The sequence below is a fragment of the Stenotrophomonas sp. ESTM1D_MKCIP4_1 genome (assembly GCF_003086895.1).
Classification (GTDB): Bacteria; Pseudomonadota; Gammaproteobacteria; order Xanthomonadales; family Xanthomonadaceae; genus Stenotrophomonas.
Window position 1 is genome coordinate 3,249,368 of the sequence record NZ_CP026004.1, and the last position, 16,945, is coordinate 3,266,312.

Consider the following 16,945-nt stretch of genomic DNA (forward strand, 5'->3'; position numbering starts at 1 on the left):
GAATCTCCGCGGCGGCCGGCGCGCGCGCCGGGGCCGATAGAATGTGCAGGCAGCAACATGTTCATGAGCCCGAAATGCTAGCAGACCCAACCCCTTCCCCGCTGGCCCTGCAGTGGCGTCAACGCGACCTGCAGGTGCTGTGGCACCCGTGCACGCAGATGCGCGAGCATCCGGACACGCTGCCGCTGGTGCCGATCGCGCGCGGCCAGGGGGCCTGGCTGATCGATCACGACGGCAACCGCTACCTGGATGCGGTCAGCAGCTGGTGGACGAATCTGTTCGGCCACGCTCAGCCGCGTATCGGTGCGGCCATCGCCGCCCAGGCGGGGCAGCTGGAACAGGTGATGCTGGCCGGGTTCAGCCATGAGCCGGCGATCACCCTGGCCGAGCGCCTGCTGGCCCTGGCCCCTCGCCAGGCCGACCGAGCGCCGTTGTCCAAGGTGTTCTTTGCCGACAACGGCTCGGCCGGCGTGGAAGTGGCGCTGAAGATGGCCTTCCAGTACTTCCAGAACCGCGGGGAGACCCGCCGCACGCGTTTCGTCGCGCTGGAGAACGGCTACCACGGCGAGACCCTGGGCGCCCTGGCACTGGGCGACATCCCGCTGTACCGCCGCGTCTATGCCCCCCTGCTGGCGGAGGGCCTGTTCGCGCCCTCCCCCGATGCCTACCTGGCCGAACCGGGCCAGAGCGCCGCCGACCGCGCGCGACAGGCCGCTGACGGTCTGGCCACCCTGTTCGACCAGCATCCCGGCGAAATCTGCGCGGTGATCCTCGAACCCCGCCTGCAGTGCGCCGGCGGCATGCGCATGCATGACCCGGTGTACCTGCAGCGCGTGCGCGAACTGTGCGATGCGCACGGCGCATTCATGATCGCCGACGAAATCGCCACCGGCTTCGGCCGCACCGGCACGATGTTCGCCTGCGAGCAGGCCGGCGTGATGCCCGACCTGATGTGCCTGTCCAAGGGCCTCACTGGCGGCTTCCTGCCGCTGGCGGCCGTGCTGGCCACGCAGGCGCTGTACGACGCCTTCCTCGATGATTCGCGCGAACGCGCCTTCCTGCACTCGCACAGCTACACCGGCAACCCGCTGGCCTGCGCGGCGGCCTTGGCGACGCTGGACATCTTCAGCGACGACGATGTGATCGCGCGCAACCGGGGCACCGCATCGGTGATGGGTACGCTGGCCGCCCCCTTCGCCGACCACCCGCATGTGGCCGATGTGCGCCAGGCGGGCATGGTGGTGGCCTTCGAGCTGTCGCGCGACGGCAACCGCCGCACTCCGTTCAACCCGGCGCTGCGGCTTGGCCTGCACGCCTACAAGGCCGCGCTGAAGCATGGCGTGGTGCTGCGCCCGCTGGGCGACGTGCTGTACTGGATGCCACCTTACTGCGTGGATGACGAACAACTGGAGCTGCTGGCACATACCACGCTGGCAGCCATCGACGAGGCAATTGCATGCGCGTGACCCGCTGCCCCATCGACCTGGCGCTGCACAGCGGCCAGACCGTGACCCTGCCGGAAGAGTCGGCCAATCACCTGGTGCGGGTGATGCGCCTGCGCGAAGGCGATACCTGCGTGCTGTTCAATGGCGATGGCCACGACTACAGCGCCACGTTGACCGTGGCCGGGAAGCGCGAAGTACAGGTGCGCATCGACGCAGTGCAGGCGGTGGACAACGAATCGCCGCTGGCCATCACCCTGCTGCAGGGCATTGCGCGTGGCGAAAAGATGGACCTGATCCTGCAGAAGGCCACCGAACTGGGCGTGAGCGCCATCGTACCGGTCAACGCCGAGCGCACCGAGGTGAAGCTGGATGCGGCCCGTGCGGAAAAGCGTGTGGCGCATTGGAACAACGTGGTGACCTCGGCCTGCGGCCAGTCCGGTCGTGCGCGCATTCCGCAGGTGGGCTCGCCGTTGTCGCTGGCCCAGGCCGCGGCGGCGCTGCCGGCCGACACGCTGCGGCTGACCCTGGACCCGCAGGGCGCGCACCGGTTGTCGACGCTGCAGGCAGCGCCAGCCGGCGGCATCGTGATCGCCATTGGCCCCGAGGGCGGCTGGTCGCCGCGCGACCGTGACCAGTTGGCAGCCGCGGGCTTCCAGGGCCTGCAGCTGGGGCCGCGCATCCTGCGCACGGAGACCGCCGGCCTGGCCGCGATCGCGGCGTTGCAGGCGCGGTTGGGCGATCTGGGATAGGTCGTGCCGGCACTACCGGGATCGCGGCGTTGGGATCATGAGGTTGCCGGCCAGCGGCCGGCACTACGGTGATCGCGGTGTTGGGATCAAGCGGATGCCGGCCAGCGGCCGGCACTACCGTTTGACGATCAGGCGGCCAGCGAATCCAGCGCGGATTCCAGCGCGTCCAGATTCGGCAGCAGTGCGCTCTGTTCACCCAGCAGCACGCGCATGTGCACGATCTCCGGCAGGGTTTCTTCCGAGGCGTCGGCCAGCAGGCCGTCGCGCGGCACGGAAATCAACTGCGGGAAGTTCTGCGTCAGCAGCGCGTAGTACGGGCGCTGTGCATTGCCGCTGAGGGCCTTCAGCACCACCACCTTGTTGTTGCCGCCGACCGTTTCATCACCCAACCCGGACAGGCGGGCGAAGGACAGCAGCGGCACCTGCCAGCCGTGCCAGGCGATCTGCCCGACCAGCCAGCGTGGCGCGTCGGCCACCGGCTCCACCGGCACGCGCGACATCATTTCGGCCACCGTTGCATTGGGCAGCAGCACGCGCTCGCCACCGGCCTGGATCAGGACGCCGCGGATTTCATCGTTGCTTGCGTAGCTCATGGCGTCTCTCCGTTGTCCCCATCCACCGCCCAGCGCGCGGCAACCGCCTGCGCCAGTTCCTGCGGCTCACCGGCCACCATGCCGGCCGCCACCACGGCGGTTGCCGCGGCAGGGTCATAACAGCCCTCGCCCACCTGCCCGGCCACCCAGGCGCCTGCGGCGGCCAGGTCGAGGGCCGGGCCCACATGGGCCAGGTCGGCACCGCTGAGCAGGATCAGGGCGCTGTCTTCAGCCGGCAGGGCGGCAATCGAAATGCCCAGCGGGTCGGTCTGGAAATGCACGCCATCGGCAGCGGTGCGAACGCCGATATCGTCAGACAGGATGTGGACCTCGCCTGCTGTGGCGCGTTGACCTGCTTCGGCCAGCAGCACCGGCAGCGGCGATACCCGCGCCATCTGCTTGACCAGGTTGCCGTAGCGGCCACCGTCCAGGCGCATGTGCACCAGCACCGGTACGGCCAGCCCGGTCGGCAGTGCACCGAGCAGACGACGCAGTGCGTCGGGGCCACCAATGCCAGCGAGCACCAGCAGCACCCCGGCACGCGTACCGCCGGGAAGGCCGGCGTCCAGATCAACCAGGCTCAGGTGGCCAGTGTCGAAGGTGGGTGCGGCAACCTCGTGGGCGGGGCCCGGTGCGGCAGCAGCAGGCGCATCCGCGGCCTCGTCGACCAGCGACCACGCCGTGTGGTCGAACGTCACCGGCGGCGGCACAGCGGCATCGGCCGCCGGCGCCTTCGGTGCATCCTCGGCCGGAATCTGCAGGGCAGCAAGATGCTGCTCCAGCGACACCGGTTCGGCATAGGCCGGCGAAGGCGCAGGCGGCGTGTAAAGGCGGTCGCCGGGCACATCGTCGGCCCAGTCCTGGGCCTGTTCCATATGCGCGTGCAGCACTTCGTCCTTCGGCGGCACCAGCGGCGGCGCGGGCCGGCCCGGCTCCAGCTGCAGGCTGGGCTCGTCCTCGGCGCCGGGTGGCAGTACCTGCTGGTGGCCATGCAGCTTGGCCGACAGGTGACGGCCCCAGCGCTGTGCCTCCCAGCCATCGCGGCGTGCGGCCAGCTCGGCTTCGTCGAACACCAGGGTCAGGCCTGGCGCGGACAACGCAGGTTCCAGCCGCTCCAGCGCATCTTCGATGGCCGCTTCCAGCGCGATCACCACGAACTGCGGGTGCGCGTCGGCCAGCGCCTGCGGTTCCAGCGTCACCGGGTCGTCTTCCAGCACGATCTGCACATCGGCATGGGCCAGCGCTTCGCGCAGGCGTTCACGTGCGGCGCCCGGGCGGGCCAGCAGGGCAACGGCCGGAACCGGATGGATGTCACTCACGGACACGGGCGATCCCCAGCAGGTCATACACATTACGCATCAGGTCCAGCTCCTGGTACGGCTTGCCCAGGTAACGCTGCACACCGATCTCGAAGGCACGCTGGCGATGCTTCTCACCGCTGCGCGAGGTGATCATCACGATCGGCACGTCCTTGTAGCGCGGGTCGGCCCGCATTGCGGTGGCCAGCTCGTAGCCGTCCATGCGCGGCATTTCGATGTCCAGCAGCATCAGGTCGGGCACGCGCTCTTCCAGTTGCTCCAGGGCTTCGACACCGTCGCGGGCGACGCTGACCTCGAAGTTGTGGCGTTCCAGGATGCGCCCGGTGACCTTGCGCATGGTCAGCGAATCGTCGACCACCATCACCAGCGGCACCTGGCGGTCCTGGCGCGGTACGTTGTCCTGCACCGGCGCGGTCGGGTTGGCCAGGTAACGGCGCACCAGCGGGGCCACGTCGAGGATGACCACCACCCGGCCATCGCCGGTGATGGTGGCGCCGTAGATGCCCGGCACCGAGGCGATCTGCAGGCCGACCGGCTTCACTACGATTTCGCGGTTGCCCAGCACCTGGTCGATGGCCACGGCGGCGCGCAGGTCGCCGGCACGGACCAGCAGCAGCGGCACCTGGTCCTGGCCGTCGGCGCGCGCCGGGGCCTGGCCGACCAGGCTGCCCAGGTCGTACAGCGGGTAGTCTTCGCCGCTGTAGCGGTAGCTGCTGTCGGCTGCCTCGAAACGCTCGCGCGACAGGCGACCGATACCGCTGACCGAAGCCACCGGCACGGCAAACGTCGTTTCGCCGATCTGCACGAACACGGCCTGAGTGACGGCCAGGGTCTGCGGCAGGCGCAGGGTGAACCGCACGCCCTGGCCACGCACCGACTGGATATCGACCGAACCGCCCAGCTGGCGCACTTCGTTGCGCACCACGTCCATGCCCACGCCGCGGCCGGCCAGCTGGCTGACCTGGTCGGCGGTGGAGAAACCGGAGGCGAAGATGAGGTTGTCCAGTTCCTGTTCGTTCGGCGTCGCATCGGCGCCCAGCAGGCCGCGGTCAATGGCGCGGCGGCGGATCGCCTCGCGATCCAGACCGGCACCGTCGTCAGCCACTTCCAGCACGATTTCCGAGCCTTCGCGGTGCAGGCGGATGGCGATCTCGCCCTCTTCCGGCTTGCCGGCCGCACGGCGCTGTTCCGGTGCTTCCAGGCCGTGGGCCACGGAGTTGCGCAGCATGTGCTCCAGCGGCGCGACCATGCGGTCCAGCACGTTGCGGTCCAGTTCGCCGTGGGTGCCTTCCAGGGTCAGGTGCACCTGCTTGCCGGTGTCCATGCCGGCCTGGCGGACGACACGGCGCAGGCGCGGCACCAGGCCATCGAACGGCACCATGCGCGCACGCATCAGGCCATCCTGCAGCTCGGAGCTGACGCGCGACTGCTGCTGCAGCAGCGAATCGTACTGGCGCGACAGATCGTCCAGCACGCCCTGCAGGCCCCCGAGATCGGCTGCCGATTCGTTCAGCGCGCGGCTCAGCTGCTGCAGGGTGGAGAAGCGGTCCAGTTCCAGCGGATCGAACTTCTGGTCGGCCTGGTCCTGCTCGCGCTGGTAGCGGGCGACGATCTGCGCTTCGGTTTCCAGGTCGAGTCGGCGCAGCTGGTCGCGCAGTCGCGCATTGGTGCGCTCCAGTTCGCCCATGGCGCCACGGAAGGCACCCAGCTGCTGTTCCAGGCGCGAACGGTAGATCGCCACTTCACCGGCATGGTTCACCAGGCGGTCCAGCAGATCGGCGCGCACGCGCACCTGTTCCTGCTGCGGACGGGCCAGCGGATCTTCGTCGGAGGTGCCTTCCACCGGCAGCGGTGCCGACAGCGGCGCATCGGCCAAGGCCAACGGCGCGGCCACAACCTGCGCATCGTCGGCCACGGCGGCGGCCGTTGCAGCGGTGCCGGCAGCGCTGGCGAGGTCGGTGCGGGTGCGGGCCTCGAAGGCCTCCACCAGATCCTGCGCCGGTTCGACCACACGGTGGTCACCGGTCAGGGTCAGCAGCTGGTGCAGGCGGTCAAAGCCACGCTCCAGCAGCTGCACATCGCGACGCTCGATTTCAGTGCGACCGGCTGCCACAGCCTCCAGCAGCGATTCGATGCTGTGGCCGAGATCGCCGATGGCATTGATGCCCGCCATGCGCGCACCGCCCTTGAGCGTGTGCAGGTCGCGCTGCAGGCCAGCCACGACTTCGCGGTCCTGCGGCGCATCACGCAGCTCGCTGATCAGGCCGTCGCAGTGGTCGAGCAGGTCCTTGCCTTCTTCGACGAAGATGTCGACCAGCTCGCGGTCGTAGATGCTGAAATCGAGTGGCTCGGCATCGGCCTCGACAAGCGCGGCTTCCGCAGCCTCTGCCCCGGCAACTTCGGTTTCAGGCGCTTCAGCTTCAACGGCTTCAGCTTCAACGGTTTCAGCGTCGACAGCTTCGGCTTCGACAGCTTCGGCCTCGAGAGCTTCGCCCTGGATGTCGCCCGCCTCGACGCCTGCCGTTTCAGCAGCATCCACCTGCGGCGCGACCTCGACGGCATCCAGGCCGTGGCCCGGTGCGTCTTCCATCTCGAACAGACGTACCGGCGCGGCAGCACCGGCCTCGGCATCGCTCGACACATCGTCATTCACCGTCGCCGGGGACGGCAGGTCGGCGCTCTCTCCTTCACCGACCGCCGCCTCCCCGCCGACGTCCGCGTCCTCGGCAAAGGCGTCAGCCTCGCCCGGCGCGAGTTCGCTGGCCTGCAGGCCAAGCACGGGCCACTGGCCGTCCTCGTCCTGCGCCGGCGCGTCATCGATCACATGCAGGCCGGCTTCGAGCGCGGCTTCCAGCGTGACCGGTTCTGCGAAGCCCGGCACAGCCATTTCATCGTGAGTGCTGGATGCGTCGCTGTCGAGCACCCATTCCCCGGTCGCTTCGTCGAGAGGCTCAGCGTCCGGTTCCTCGGCGGCCGAGGTCTGGTCAATCGCGTCATCAGCAGCCGCAACCTCAGCGTCCTGCGGATCGCGGTCATCCACCGGCAACGCACTGGCGTCCAGATACGGCGACAGATCTTCGACCGCCGTCAGGCCGGCGGCGTCCACGTCGATCGCAACCGATGCGGTATCAGCATCGTCCTGCGTGGCGGGGGTCGACTCGCTGGAGGCGATGGCTTCGGCGGCTTCGGCCGTGGCGGCCGCCTCAATCCCTGTCGGCAACGTTGCCGCAGCCTCCGGCATCGACGGCCAGCCCGCGTCGAAGTAACGCGACAGGTCTTCGCCACCGGTCAGTTCGGCCGCGTCCAGACCGGCGTCCGGCACGGGTTCAACATGCGGGACAACATCGATGTCGTGCGCAGCCGGAGCAGCCTCGACCGCAGCCGGCATCGCCACGTCGGTGGCCTCGGCTTCGGCTTCGGCTTCGGCTTCGGCTTCGGCTTCGGCTTCGGCCGCGATCTCGCCTGCGACGTCGAACTCGTCCTGGTCGTCCTCGTCCATTTCCAGGCCGACCATCGGCCAGCGGGCTTCCGGCAGCTCACCCGCCAGTGCCTGCAGATGCTGCGCGAGCTCGGCCTGCGGTGCGATGCGCGGCTGTTCGGCCTGCAGCGCCTCCATGGTGGTGCTGATGGCCTTCGCGGTGGCTTCCAGCGCCCCCAGCGCCTCGGCGCCCGGCACCACATTGGCGGCCAGCGCGCGCTTGATGTACGACTCGGCGCCGCCGGTGACCGCGGTGATCTCCGGCACTTCGGTCATGGCGAAGGCGCCGTTCATGGTATGCACGGCGCGCAGCAGCGCATCGTTCACCGGCTGCTCGGCCTGCTGGGCCGACTGCAGCCACTGCTGCAGCGTCGCCAGATGGACGTCCACCTCGGCTTCCAGGATCTCGCGCAGCACGCTGTCGATGTTGGCCGGGGTACCCACCGGTTCATCCACAGGCTCGGCAACCGCCAGCACGTCGGCCGCAACGGCCTCGTCCTGCACCGGCACGTTGGCCTCTGCCTGTGCAACCGGCTGGGGCGCAGCGGCAGCCTGCAGCGGCACGTAGAAGGTTTCCTCGCCGGCGGCGACACGGTCGGCGATGGCCTGCATGGCCTGCAGATCGACCGTGACGCGCTGGCCATCGCGCAGCGCGGCATTCAGCTGCGGCAGCGCGGCGCTGGCGTGGTCGATCATCGCCAGCACGGCCGGGGTGGCGGCACGGTTGCCCTCGAGCACCCGGTTGAGCATGCCCTCGATCTTCCAGGCGAATTCGCCCAGCGTGCGGGCGCCGACCAGGCGGCCACTGCCCTTGAGGGTGTGGAAGATGCGGCGGATCGGGCGCAGCCGGTCCAGGTTGTCCGGCTGCATGCGCCAGGCCGGCAGCAGCGCGCCGAGATTGCCCATCTCGTCGTCGAACTCTTCCAGGAACACCTCGCGGATGTCCTGGTCGATGTTCTCGGCATCATCGTCGAAACCGGCTTCAAAGCCGGCGTCGTCGGCCGCCACGGGCGCCGTTTCGGCGGCAGGTGCAGCCTGCGGGTTGAACTCGGCGGCCGCCGCGCTCAGTTCGGCGAAGAACTGTGCGTCGGCGTCGCTGAAATCGATCGGGGCGATGGTATCGACATCGACCAGGGACACGGTTGCGGCAGGCAGCGAGGTCGCTGTCACGCCTTCGTCGACACCGGTCTCGGTGGCGGCCAGCGCCTCGATCATTTCGACCGGCGCGGTCTCGGCAGCGACGTCACTCATGTCGACCTGCTCGACCGGGAGAATCGTCGCGGCCGACGCAAGCAGCTCGACCGGCGCCGCTTCGGCAGCGTCGACGATCTCCAGCACCGGCGACGGAGCATCCTCCTCCTCGTCCAGCGACAGGGTTTCCATCGCCTGCAGCGACAGCACATCGTCGGCGTTGTCCAGGGCGCTGTTGTCGAAGTGGAACACCACGCCCTCATCCAGCACGGCCAGGCCGTCATGCTCGGCAGCCACCGGATCGAATGCAGGAGCGGCCGACAACGGAAGCGACGCTGCGCTGGCATCGTCCTGCAGGCTGATGCCAGCGTGTTCAACGCTGTCTTCCAGCACCAGGGCATCGCCCTCCTCGGCCTGCGCATCGGCAACGTCGGACAGCGACCACGCCGGGGCGGCCGGTGCGTGCTCGGCGCCCACCGGGTCGTAGCTGAGCTGGTCGTAGCTGACCGGATCGAAGCTGTTGAAGGTCGGCGCACGCTCATCGGCGATGGGCGCGGACGCATGCGCCCCCAGTTCCCACTGCGGCACGCCCGGTGCCGGCGCGGTGGAGGCGGCGAACAACAACGGTGCCGGCTCGGCGGGTGCCGTCGTCGCTGCGGCGGTGTCCTGCCCACCCAGCGCGCCGAACATCAGGCTGTTGTCGGCTACCGGCGGCGCCGGCAGCGGATCGAACGTGAAATCGGGCAGCGGCGGCGGGATCTCGCCCGGTGCCGGTGCGGCCGGCTGTACGTCGAACGCCACCGGGTCCAGCTGCAGCGGAGCGGCGGCCACGGCCAGGGTTTCGCGCACGATGGGCTGCGGCGCTTCGGCCTGGGGCTCGGCACTGCTGCGCTCGGGCAGCGGCCAGTAGCGCAGGGTTTCCAGGCTGCTGCGGGTAATGTCGAGGATGTCCTCGCGGCCCGGGCGGCGGTCACGCAGCGCTTCCAGGTAGTACTCCAGGCTGGCCATCGCATCGGCCAGCGTGTCCAGCTGGCGGCCACTGGGCACGCGCTGGCGGCCGATCAGTTCGGCCTCGATGTACTGCTGCACGCCGCGCAGGTAATCAGCGGCGGTGCCCAGGTCGAGCATGCGCAGCGCACCGGCTACATCGCCCAGCAGGCGCGGCACGTCCTGCAGCTCGGCATGGTTCCAGCTGGTTTCGATGAACGCGACGAAGTGCTCGCGGGCGGCAGCAAAATTGGCGATCGCTTCGTGCGCCAGCACTTCGACCGTGCGCCGGCTTTCCACCGCGCTCGGGTCATCCTCGCCGCTGCCGCCAGCGCCCAGATGGGCAACCTGGTCGTCCAGCGACGCATCCACGTAGAGCAATGCGCCGGCGATATCCAGCAGCATGTCCTCGTCGATCTGCTGGCGGCCTTCCACCACGCCCAGCAACGCATCACGCTGCTGCGCCACCACGCCACGGGCTGCGCCCAGGCCCATCATGCCCAGCGTGTCGCCCACGGCGCCCAGCTTGGTGACCTGCTCCTGCAGCTGCTGCGGCGCACCGCCGGTGCGCAGGTGAAGGTCCAGCGCATCCTTGACCTGCAGCAGTTCTTCCTTGACCGCGCTGCCGACGGTATCCAGCAGTTCGCGGTTGCGCCCGCTCAGGCTGCCACGGGCGTGGTCCAGCTCGGCTTCGGTGGCGCTGACGCTGTCCGGCGCAAAGGCGAACAGGACGCTGTCGTTGACCCCTTCCTCGCCACGCGCGGCGCGGATCTCGTTCAGCAGCGGCATCAGCACGATGGGAATATCGCGGTGGCCGTTCTGCAGGCGTTCCAGGTAATCGGGCAGCAGCACGCTGCCACGCATCAGCGTGGCACAGGCTTCATCGCGCTCGGCCACGCGGCCTTCGCCGACGGCCACGGCCAGCTGTTCCAGTTCCTCGGCCACCATCGCCGGGGCATACAGCTCCACCATGCGCAGGGTGCCCTGCACCTGGTGCAGGTAGCCGGCGCAGATACGCATGCGGCTGCCATCGGCCGGATCTTCAACGAAGTATTCGACCTCGTTGCGCACCTGGCGCAGGGTCTCGTCCAGCTCCGGCTTGACCCAGCCCAGCGCTGCATGGCTCATCGCATCGCGCAGGCTGCTCATGGACGTGCTCCGGTCGCCGCCGCGCGGAGGCCGCGCGTCTTCTGGCGTGGGGAATGGAAATGCTTCATCGAAAGGTTCCTTGCTCGCCGCCCTGCCCGCGTCACGCCGGCAGCTTGAAGTCGGCGACCGAACGACGCAGGTCGGCCGCCAACTGCGCCAGGTGGCCGATCGACTCGGCCGTCTGACCGGCACCCTGCGAGGTCTGGCCGGTGATCTGGCGGATCACGCCCATCGTGCGGGTGATGTCCGAGGCCGCAGCGGACTGCTGCTGCGCGGCGATGGAGATGTTCTTGATGAGGTTGTTGAGGGCGTTGGACACGCGCTCGATCTCGGTCAGCGCCGTGCCGGCATCCTCGGCCAGGCGCGCACCGGACACCACCTCGGCGGTGGTCTGTTCCATCGAGGTGACCGCTTCGTTGGTATCGGCCTGAATGGCCTGCACCAGGTTTTCGATGCGTCGGGTCGCGCCCGAGGTGCGTTCTGCCAGGCGCTGCACTTCGTCGGCCACGACCGCGAAACCGCGACCGGCCTCACCCGCCGAGGCCGCCTGCACGGCAGCGTTCAGGGCCAGGATGTTGGTCTGTTCGGAAATGTCGTTGATCAGTTCCACGATCGAACCGATTTCCTGCGAGGACTCACCCAGGCGCTTGATGCGCTTGGAGGTTTCCTGGATCTGGTCGCGGATCTGGTCCATGCCCTGGATGGTCTCGCGCACCACGCCGGCACCCTCGGCGGCGATGACCACCGAGCGCTGTGCCACGTCGGCCGACTCGGCCGAGTTGCGCGACACCTGTTCGATGCTCGCTGCGATTTCGCCGATGCGGTCCGACGCCGAGGTGATCTGGTTGGCCTGGTGGCCGGCCGCTTCGGCCAGCTGCATGGCGGTGGCCTGGGTTTCCTGGGTGGACACGGCGACCTTGGCCGAGGTGTCGTTGATGGTGGTCACCAGGTGGCGCAGCTCGTCAACGGCGTAGTTGATCGCGTCGGCGATGGCACCGGTCATGTCCTCGGTCACCGACGCCTTCACCGTCAGGTCGCCCTCACCCAGCGAGGAGATTTCGTCCAGCAGCCGCATGATCGCCTGCTGGTTGCGGCTGTTGAATTCCACCTGGGTCTGGTAGCGCAGTTCCTGCTCGCGCGAACGGCTGCGCACGCTGGTGGAAACGAAGCCGATGATCGCGATCAGCGACAGTGCACCGGACACCACGCCGATCCAGAAGTTCGGGAACAGGCGGGTATCGGACACCGAACCGAACGAGGAGAACGCCTCGAACAGCTTGCGGCTGTCGTCCAGCATGCGCGCCGATCCCTGGCCCAGCGCGTTGGCTGCGGACTGTGCGGCGAACAGCTGGCGCGAGCTGGCCAGGATCGCATCGGCGTCCTGCTTCATCGCTTCCCACTTCTGCTGCGACTGCTCCAGCGCGGCCACGGCACCGGCACCGCGCACGGCGGTGATGCCGAGGTCTTCGTTGCCGTTGCGCAGGCCATCGAGCACCTGCGAGAACACGGTGATGTCGCGGGCCAGTGCATCACCCGAGGCGGCCGCGGCGGTACCGCCCGCACGCATTTCGGTGACGCGGCGGGCCATCGAACCGGCCACCACGACCTGCTGCAGCGCGCTGTACACCTGCGACGCCGGAGCACCCGAGGCGGACATCGCCCGCACCAGTTCGTTCAACTGGGCCTGCAGGCCCGGCACGGCACCGGTGAAGTTGTTGGCGTTGCCGGCCAGGGCCAGCACGGCGGGTTCGCTGGCCACCAGCTGGCCGGCCTGCTTGCCCAGCGGCGCCCAGGTGTCGGACAGCCGGGTGATCGCCGTGGATACGCCCGGCTCATTGCCGTAGCGGCCCTTCAACGTGGATACGTTCTGCTCGATGGCGTTGCGGGTGGCCTTGAAGGCGGTGAACGCCTGCGCGTTGCCGCCCACCGCATCACGGCCCTGGTTGGCCAGCTGCTGCGAGAGCACCTGCAGGTCGGCGGCCTTGGAACCGGCATCGGCCAGGCGGCTGCCCTGCCAGGTGGACACGCCCGTGTTCACGCCGAACAGGATCATCGACAAAGCCAGCAGGGCCAGCCAGAGGTTGCTGCCGCCCAGCCGCAGCTTGCCGGTCTTGGGGGCGTCCGAAGCAGTACTCATCGTTCAACCTCGATCTTCAATGCAGGGGGTGTTGCCCGGCCTCAGGCCGCGGCTTGCCGGAATTCAGGGGTGCGCGACAGCAACGAGAGCGAGAACACGCCCCAGTCGTGGCCATCGGCATGGAAGGCGCGATCGACGAAATGGCCGTAGCGGCCATCGGCCAGGGTGCCGGCCTGGACCTGCTGGCCCAGCTCGAAACTGCGCTGGCCAAACAGCTCGTCGATGGTCAGCGCGACGTCGCCGCCGGCCTGGCGCATGATCAGCACGCGCTGGCCTTCCTGCTGCACGGTGCGCGCGCCTTCCAGGAAATACTTCAGGTCGACTACCGGGAACAGGTTGCCGCGCAGGTTGCCCACGCCCAGCAGCCAGGGCTGCGCGCAGGGCACCGGGGTCACCGGCGGCATCGGCACGATTTCCACCACTTCGCGGAAATCGGACACCAGCCGGCGCTGGCCCACGCGGAAGCCGACGCCACGCCACAGATCCTCGGCGAACTGCCGTTCGGGCAGCTGCACCGCATGGGCCAGGCTGCGCCGTTCATAGGCTTCAAGAATGTCGAAGGGCGAACGCATCAGGCCACCAGTTCGTTGATCCGCGCGATCAGTTCTTCCTCGCGCGGCGGCTTGACGATGTAATCGGCCGCACCCTGGCGCAGGCCCCATGCCTTGTCGGTTTCCATCGCCTTGGTGCTGACGATGATCACCGGGATGTGCTTGATCGCCGCGTCGCGCGACATCGCACGGGTGGCCTGGAAACCGCTCATGCCGGGCAGGACCACGTCCATCAGCACCAGCTGCGGAACCTGGTCACGCACCAGCTGCAGGCCATCCTCGGCATTGTCCGCTTCCAGCACTTCGTGGCCGGCACGGCGCAGCCACTGGGTGAACACCGCGCGGTCGGTCGGTGAATCCTCGATCAGGACGATACGAGCCATTGTGCCTTTCCCCCCTGGTCAGGCGTTGACGTATGTGCGGATGGCACCCAGCAGTTCTTCACGCGTGAAAGGCTTGGTCAGGTACTGTTCCGAGCCGACGATGCGCCCGCGGGCCTTGTCGAACAGGCCGTCCTTGGAGGACAGCATGATCACCGGGGTCGCCTTGAACAGCTGGTTGCCCTTGATCAACGCGCAGGTCTGATACCCGTCAAGACGGGGCATCATGATGTCCACGAAGATGATCTGCGGTTGCTGGTCGGCGATCTTGGCCAGGGCCTCGAAGCCATCGGTCGCGGTCACCACTTCGCAGCCTTCGCGCTTCAGCAGTGTTTCCGCCGTCCGGCGGATGGTCTTCGAGTCATCGATGACCATCACCCGGAGTCCTGCGAGCTCCCCGCCCGCAGTCGTGTTTTCAGTCATTGCCTTTCCCCAAGCGCGCGACCCTTCTGTGCTGGGGGCCGCTACGAAGGCGTATCTATATCGCACTTCCCGCGCCCGCTTCAAGCGCCGTCCATGGCACTTGGGGTGGCGGCTGGCTGAACGTGACCGGTTTGGCAAAGACTGCGCAGGCGGCAGGACGGACGCAGCGTTGCAGTACCCCGGGCAGGCACGCGGGGGGCGTTGCCGCTACCATCAACGCCTTGCCTGACAGGTGCACCCATGCCGTTGAACGTCATCGTGGTGATGGACCCCATCGCCCACATCAAGATCGCCAAGGACACCACCTTCGCCATGCTGCTGGAAGCCCAGCGCCGCGGCCACGCCCTGCACTATGTGCGGCCGGGCGGCCTGGCCCTGGAAGGCGGTGTGGCGGTGGCCCAGACCGCCCCGCTGCAGGTCCGCGACGACCCGTCCGGCTGGTACGAGCTTGGCGCATTCAGCCGCACGGTGTTCGGCCCGGGCCAGATCGTGCTGATGCGCAAGGACCCGCCGGTGGATGCCGAATACGTCTACGACACCCAGGTGCTGGACGTGGCGGCCGCGGCCGGCGCCTGCGTGGTCAACAACCCGCAGGGCCTGCGCGACTACAACGAGAAGCTGGCCGCCCTGCTGTTCCCGCAGTGCTGCCCGCCGACGCTGGTCAGCCGCGACGCCAAGGCCCTGAAGGCCTTCGCACTGGAACATGGACAGGCCGTGCTGAAGCCGCTGGATGGCATGGGCGGCCGCTCGATCTTCCGCAGCGGCCAGGGCGATCCGAACCTGAACGTGATCCTGGAAACCCTGACCGACGGCGGCCGCAAGCTGGCGCTGGCCCAGAAGTTCATTCCCGACATCACCGCCGGCGACAAGCGCATTCTGCTGGTGGATGGCGAACCGGTGGATTACTGCCTGGCGCGCATCCCGCAGGGCGATGAGTTCCGCGGCAACCTGGCTGCCGGCGGCCGTGGCGAAGGCCGCCCGCTGAGCGAGCGTGACCGCTGGATCGCCGCCCAGGTCGGGCCGGAGATGAAGCGCCGCGGCATGCGTTTCGTGGGCCTGGATGTGATCGGCGATTACCTGACCGAAGTGAACGTGACCAGCCCGACGTGTGTGCGCGAGCTGGACGCACAGTACGGCCTGAACATCGCCGGCACCCTGTTCGACGCGATCGAGGCCGGCCTGCGCTGATGGACGCTGCACCCGCCGTGCTGGCCCCTCCGCCGCGTGAAGCGCAGCGGCTGGGGGCCACCCTGGCCTTGTCGGTCATCGTCCACGCCCTGCTGATCCTGGGCGTGGGCTTTGCCGTGAAGGGCGAAGCGCCGTTGGTGCCGACCCTGGAAGTGATTTTCAGCCAGACCCGCACGGCGCTGACGCCGAAGCAGGCCGATTTCCTGGCCGCGGCCAGCCAGGAAGGCGGCGGTGAACACGACCGCGCACAGCGCCCGCGCGACAACCAGACCGGCATCGCGCCACAGGCCCAGGCCGGGCTGAGCCCGGTGCCGCAGCAACAGCAGTCGGCTGCGCCGGTGCCGCCGCCGCAGGCGCGCGTGGTCAGCAGCCGCAACGGCGAAGAGACGGTGGCGCAGGCACAGGACCGCCCCACCCCGCTGGATCCAAGCCCGGATGCGGCCAGGACCGCACGTGAGCAGCGCGATGCGGAAATGGCCCGCCTGGCCGCCGAAGTGCACCTGCGCTCTGCGCAGTACGCGAAGCGCCCGAACCGCAAGTTTGTCTCGGCCAGCACGCGCGAGTACGTCTACGCCAACTACCTGCGTGCGTGGGTGGACCGTGCCGAGCAGGTGGGCAATCTGAACTACCCGGACGAGGCGCGTCAGCGCCGGCTGGGTGGCCAGGTGGTCATCAGCGTCGGGGTACGCCGCGATGGCAGCGTGGAGAGCAGCCGCATCCTGAAATCCAGCGGCACGCCGCTGCTGGATGAGGCGGCGTTGCGGGTGATCGCGCTGGCGCAGCCGTTCCCGGCGTTGCCGAAGACCGATGATGGCGTGGATATCCTGCAGGTGACCCGCACGTGGGTGTTCCTGCCGGGTGGCGAACTGCGCGACGACCGGTAGGTTTTCTGTTGCCCGGGCCTGCGGCCCGGGACCCGCCGCAGAGCCAGGTCAACAGCAACAGCCGCGGTCGGACTGTGGGTTTGGCGGGGCGGTGTGGGCGTGCAGGACACGCCGTACCCCCCCCCTCCGGGGTCCGGCCCAGCCGCTGGCGGCTGTGTGTTCGGGCGCTTGCGAAGCAGTGCTTCGCAAGCAAAGCGCCCTCACCCATGGGGGCTCGTAGGCGCCATCCATGGCGCCTGCGGTCCTGCACGCCCACACCGCCCCGCCCCTGACAGATCGCGGCGCCTCTTCGCTCCTGGTAGGTGTCGACCTTGGTCGACACACATCCACGCAACGCGTGGATGCTTTTGACTTTGATTTTTCTTTTTCGATTTTCCGTGGCGGACGCGCACGGAAGTTGTCAGAGGTCGGGCGGGTGGGTCACGCAGGGGCGCAGGCGCCATGGATGGCGCCTACGAGCTTACATGGACG

At 68.6% G+C, this 16,945-nt stretch carries 11 protein-coding genes; 4 read left to right on the forward strand and 7 right to left on the reverse strand.

Annotated elements, in window-relative coordinates; translation table 11 throughout:
- Positions 1 to 74: 74 nt before the first annotated feature.
- Positions 75 to 1,466, forward strand: coding sequence for an adenosylmethionine--8-amino-7-oxononanoate transaminase (bioA, locus tag C1924_RS14840; protein WP_216821547.1), 1,392 nt, complete (start codon positions 75 to 77; stop codon positions 1,464 to 1,466).
- The gene (locus C1924_RS14845; protein WP_108765995.1) at positions 1,457 to 2,194 is read left to right on the forward strand and encodes a 16S rRNA (uracil(1498)-N(3))-methyltransferase; all 738 of its coding nucleotides are present in this window, start codon (positions 1,457 to 1,459) and stop codon (positions 2,192 to 2,194) included. Before bioA ends, C1924_RS14845 begins: the two co-directional genes overlap by 10 nt.
- Positions 2,195 to 2,322: 128 nt before the next feature.
- On the opposite strand, the gene C1924_RS14850 is transcribed toward C1924_RS14845, so the two are convergent.
- The 7 genes from C1924_RS14850 to pilG form a co-directional block, all read right to left on the reverse strand.
- Positions 2,323 to 2,787, reverse strand: coding sequence for a chemotaxis protein CheW (locus C1924_RS14850; protein ID WP_108765996.1), 465 nt, complete (start codon positions 2,785 to 2,787; stop codon positions 2,323 to 2,325).
- A complete protein-coding gene (locus C1924_RS14855; protein ID WP_108767078.1) occupies positions 2,784 to 4,112 on the reverse strand; it encodes a chemotaxis protein CheB in 1,329 nt (442 codons plus the stop codon). Before C1924_RS14855 ends, C1924_RS14850 begins: the two co-directional genes overlap by 4 nt.
- Positions 4,099 to 10,911 carry an Hpt domain-containing protein gene (locus tag C1924_RS14860; protein WP_108765997.1) on the reverse strand — a complete coding sequence of 2,271 codons (6,813 nt, stop codon included), beginning with the start codon at positions 10,909 to 10,911 and terminating at the stop codon, positions 4,099 to 4,101. Before C1924_RS14860 ends, C1924_RS14855 begins: the two co-directional genes overlap by 14 nt.
- A 100-nt stretch (positions 10,912 to 11,011) precedes the next feature.
- Positions 11,012 to 13,048 (reverse strand): methyl-accepting chemotaxis protein, encoded by a 2,037-nt coding sequence (locus C1924_RS14865; protein WP_108765998.1) that lies wholly within the window; start codon positions 13,046 to 13,048, stop codon positions 11,012 to 11,014.
- A 41-nt stretch (positions 13,049 to 13,089) separates the two neighbouring features.
- Entirely contained in the window at positions 13,090 to 13,620 is a 531-nt protein-coding gene (locus C1924_RS14870) for a chemotaxis protein CheW (protein ID WP_108765999.1), read from the reverse strand.
- Positions 13,620 to 13,982, reverse strand: a complete 363-nt coding sequence (locus C1924_RS14875) for a response regulator (RefSeq protein WP_108766000.1) — start codon at positions 13,980 to 13,982, stop codon at positions 13,620 to 13,622. The genes C1924_RS14870 and C1924_RS14875 overlap by 1 nt, the downstream gene beginning before the upstream one ends.
- Before the next feature lie 18 nt (positions 13,983 to 14,000).
- Entirely contained in the window at positions 14,001 to 14,402 is a 402-nt protein-coding gene (gene pilG, locus C1924_RS14880) for a twitching motility response regulator PilG (RefSeq protein ID WP_005418455.1), read from the reverse strand.
- Between the two features lie 240 nt (positions 14,403 to 14,642).
- On the opposite strand from pilG, the gene gshB reads away from it, so the two are divergent.
- Positions 14,643 to 15,590 carry a glutathione synthase gene (gene gshB, locus C1924_RS14885; protein WP_108766001.1) on the forward strand — a complete coding sequence of 316 codons (948 nt, stop codon included), beginning with the start codon at positions 14,643 to 14,645 and terminating at the stop codon, positions 15,588 to 15,590.
- Positions 15,590 to 16,474: an energy transducer TonB gene (locus C1924_RS14890; RefSeq protein ID WP_108766002.1), complete on the forward strand. Its 885-nt coding sequence runs from the start codon at positions 15,590 to 15,592 to the stop codon at positions 16,472 to 16,474. Before gshB ends, C1924_RS14890 begins: the two co-directional genes overlap by 1 nt.
- Positions 16,475 to 16,945 lie beyond the last annotated feature (471 nt).

Excerpts from the sequence above, each read along its gene's own strand:
- bioA (WP_216821547.1), top strand. The coding sequence starts at position 75 with ATGCTAGCAGACCCAACCCCTTCCCCGCTGGCCCTGCAGTGGCGTCAA.
- C1924_RS14845 (WP_108765995.1), top strand. The coding sequence starts at position 1,457 with ATGCGCGTGACCCGCTGCCCCATCGACCTGGCGCTGCACAGCGGCCAG.
- C1924_RS14850 (WP_108765996.1), bottom strand. The coding sequence starts at position 2,787 with ATGAGCTACGCAAGCAACGATGAAATCCGCGGCGTCCTGATCCAGGCC.
- C1924_RS14860 (WP_108765997.1), bottom strand. The coding sequence starts at position 10,911 with ATGAGCAGCCTGCGCGATGCGATGAGCCATGCAGCGCTGGGCTGGGTC.
- C1924_RS14865 (WP_108765998.1), bottom strand. The coding sequence starts at position 13,048 with ATGAGTACTGCTTCGGACGCCCCCAAGACCGGCAAGCTGCGGCTGGGC.
- C1924_RS14870 (WP_108765999.1), bottom strand. The coding sequence starts at position 13,620 with ATGCGTTCGCCCTTCGACATTCTTGAAGCCTATGAACGGCGCAGCCTG.
- C1924_RS14875 (WP_108766000.1), bottom strand. The coding sequence starts at position 13,982 with ATGGCTCGTATCGTCCTGATCGAGGATTCACCGACCGACCGCGCGGTG.
- pilG (WP_005418455.1), bottom strand. The coding sequence starts at position 14,402 with ATGACTGAAAACACGACTGCGGGCGGGGAGCTCGCAGGACTCCGGGTG.
- gshB (WP_108766001.1), top strand. The coding sequence starts at position 14,643 with ATGCCGTTGAACGTCATCGTGGTGATGGACCCCATCGCCCACATCAAG.
- C1924_RS14890 (WP_108766002.1), top strand. The coding sequence starts at position 15,590 with ATGGACGCTGCACCCGCCGTGCTGGCCCCTCCGCCGCGTGAAGCGCAG.